The 2,791-nt window shown below is 64.5% G+C and carries 2 protein-coding genes; one reads left to right on the top strand and one right to left on the bottom strand.

All coding sequences use genetic code 11. The features are described 5' to 3' along the window. On the top strand, nucleotides 1–647 hold a 647-nt coding region (locus ABTU92_RS26355; protein ID WP_408094568.1), incomplete at its 5' end, for a transposase. Between the two features lie 110 nt (nucleotides 648–757). Here ABTU92_RS26355 and ABTU92_RS26350 read toward each other — a convergent pair. Further along, nucleotides 758–2,467 (bottom strand): hypothetical protein, encoded by a 1,710-nt coding sequence (locus ABTU92_RS26350; protein ID WP_408094567.1) that lies wholly within the window; start codon nucleotides 2,465–2,467, stop codon nucleotides 758–760. Nucleotides 2,468–2,791 lie beyond the last annotated feature (324 nt).

Genomic DNA, 2,791 nt, shown 5'->3' with positions numbered 1-2,791 from the left:
TGGTCGTGATGGGCGTGCGGGCCGACGGCCAGAAGGTGCTGCTGGCGGCGCGGAGCATGGGCGGCGAGAGCGCCGAGGCGTGGCGCGCGGTGCTCGACGATCTGATTCGCCGCGGGTTGCGGCGGCCCGAGTTCCTGATCGCCGACGGCGCCGCCGGGCTCGACGCCGCGATAGCCGTCGTGTGGAACGGCGTGCCGGTGCAGCGCTGCACCGTGCACAAGCATCGCAATCTGCTCGCCCACGCACCCGAGCGCCTGCACGAGGAGATCACGTCCGACTACACAGACATGATCTACGCGGCCACCCCCGAAGAGATCGAGGCGCACCGCAAGGCGTTCCTCCGCAAATGGCGGCTGAAGCATCGCGCCGTCGCCGACAGCCTGGAGGAGGCCGGCGAGCGTCTGTTCACGTTCGCGCTGTTGCCGCCGAGCCAATGGAAGAGCGCGAGAACAACAAACGCGATCGAGCGGCTGCACGAGGAGTTCAAGCGACGGATCAAGACGCAGACCGTGCTGCCCTCCGCTGAAACCGCCGCCATGCTGTTCTGGGCGCTGCTCGCGTCCGGTCAGATCAACATGCGCAAGGTCGACGGCTGGCAGACCCTCGCCACGCACCCCATCGCACAGCCCATTGACCTCGCCGCCTGACACGGTACCTTCAAGTGCCCGGTGATCGCGTCACCCGGATTCCAACCACATTCGAGACGGCACCGGGACGAGGACGCGTCGCGACAACGCGAGCGTGAAGAATCGCTCCGCTACAAGTCGGCGAGCGACCAGCGCCGTGCTTTCAGGTCGAGTGCGCAGACGCCGTCGAGACCGTGCGCAGCCGCATGGGCTGCCACGCGCCGGGTATAGTCCGGCTCGAACGGCGCGGTGAGGTCCCAGCCTTTGGGCGTGAACGTGGCCATGCCGTTGAGCGTAGGCAGCCGGTGCAGCGCCGCGATCAGCATCGCATCGACCGCGTGAATGTAGTATCGATCAATAATTGTGTCGCTCCAACGAGGGAATCGCGGCACAGAGACATAGAAGGACTGGCATTCGTCCGGCGGCGGCGGCAGCGAGGCCAAGAAGGTCATCTCCGTATGCCGGTCAAGATGGAAGTCCGGCCTCGTTTGGATCTGCTCGGCTAGGAGGAAGACAACGAGCGCGGCCAAGGCTGGATCAATCCATCTGCGGCCTTGGAATCGGTTCCGCAAGCTCGACAAGGTGGCAGCAACGATCAGGCAGAGCACCGGCGTGACGAGCAGCATCGCCCGCGAGGGGACCCGGATTGCGCTGGCGCCGGGAAACACTTGCATCATGATCTTCCAGGCGCTGTAGCCCCCGCCGAAGGCAAGAACCAGAAGAATAGTGCCGGCCGCCGCTAGGCTGAGCGCTGCGAGCACGTCACGCCTATGTCTCTCGGCGGCGTCGGCCGCGTTGCCCAACGCCAGGGGATTTGTCGCCGCGGATGCCTGGGCCGTGCCTACAACAACCAGAGCGAGAAAGAGCAGCGGAAAACCAGTCGACATCTCGGACATGGTCAACGCACGGCCGGACACGAGCGCATAGACCGGCCTCAGCACCGGCGACCAGACCAGCGCGTTCGGTCCGACATTGAAGAGCTCGTAGAGGCGCGGCGCCGAGCCGGCGAACCAGCTGTGCCCGCCGGTGTCCCGGAGCGCCCGTCCGTACACCAGCGTCAGGCCGAGCGGCGCACAGGCGGCCGCGCCGGTGAGGAGCGCGATCAGGCCGGGCCGACTGATCAGCGCGCGCACCACCGCTGCCGCCTCGTCGCGCCGGCGGATAAAGAAAGCGGCGACGTAAAGGAACGCGAACAGCGTGAAGAAGAAGAACGAGTAGTATGCAGTGACCGCCCAAACCATCGCGAAGGCCCCGAGGTGCAACGCCGAGGTGCACGCGTGCCGAAGCGAGGCGCGGGCTTCGACGGTGTCGAGTCCGCCCACCGCCTCCTCGATGCGGACAAGCAGCAGGAGCCCGATCGGAAAGAACGCGGAATAGAGGAGTTGCGAGTGGGCGACCTGAATATAGGTATTGAGCGATATCAACCATAGCAACGCGGCCAACAAAGAAAACCAGAAGGAGAGCCGCAGGACCCGCGTCGCGAACCCGATGAGGGCCGCGAAGCCGCAGGCGCGGACCGCCACCGCGACGGCTTCGTAGGCCAGAAACGGATCGAGCCCAAACCGCCGTCCGACCGCATAGATCAGCCCGGACACCAGGTACCCGTCATTGTACCCGAGCGTGACGGGGGTCGGATGGAAATAGTTCGGCGAGAGGCAGTCCCCTCTTCCGCTAAGACAGTTGGACCAGTTCTCCAGGATCGCGATCTGAATTCTGGCGTCAAATACGTCACCCGAGACGAACCCGTCGGCGAGTAACGGTCGATAGAGATACGCGAGCCCAGCCACAAACACGCCAATGACCGCTAGGCCGCGTCCCACCACCCTAGATGTCGAATGCATTTTTTACTCGTGCACAGCCGAGCCTCGGCCGAGGCTTTTCACGTGACGCGGCCCCCAACGTGTTTCGCCGGGCTCTGCGGAAGATCGCGCCGCGGCGCCCCGGTTCCCACGATCCAAGATGCCATCGAGAACGCGCGATAGTCACCTGTTGGGCCTCCACTCTCCGCCCGAATCATATCACGAAGGGTTCGAAAAATGCCCATTCGGGATCGCTCGTCCGACCCCAAATCACGTCCGCCTCCTTGCGAGAGGCAGCCTCGAATCAAAACCAAACTTGACGGTCAATCTTGAGCCTAATACCAAAAGCCTCTGTGACTGACTCGC

This window comes from Rhodoplanes sp. SY1, from assembly GCF_046000175.1.
GTDB lineage: Bacteria > Pseudomonadota > Alphaproteobacteria > Rhizobiales > Xanthobacteraceae > Rhodoplanes.
Note: the sequence above shows the minus strand (reverse complement) of the source record. Positions and strands in the feature narration are given on the sequence as shown.

What these genes read in the sequence shown, in the direction of transcription:
- ABTU92_RS26350 (WP_408094567.1), bottom strand. Translation starts at nt 2,467, where the DNA reads ATGCATTCGACATCTAGGGTGGTGGGACGCGGCCTAGCGGTCATTGGC.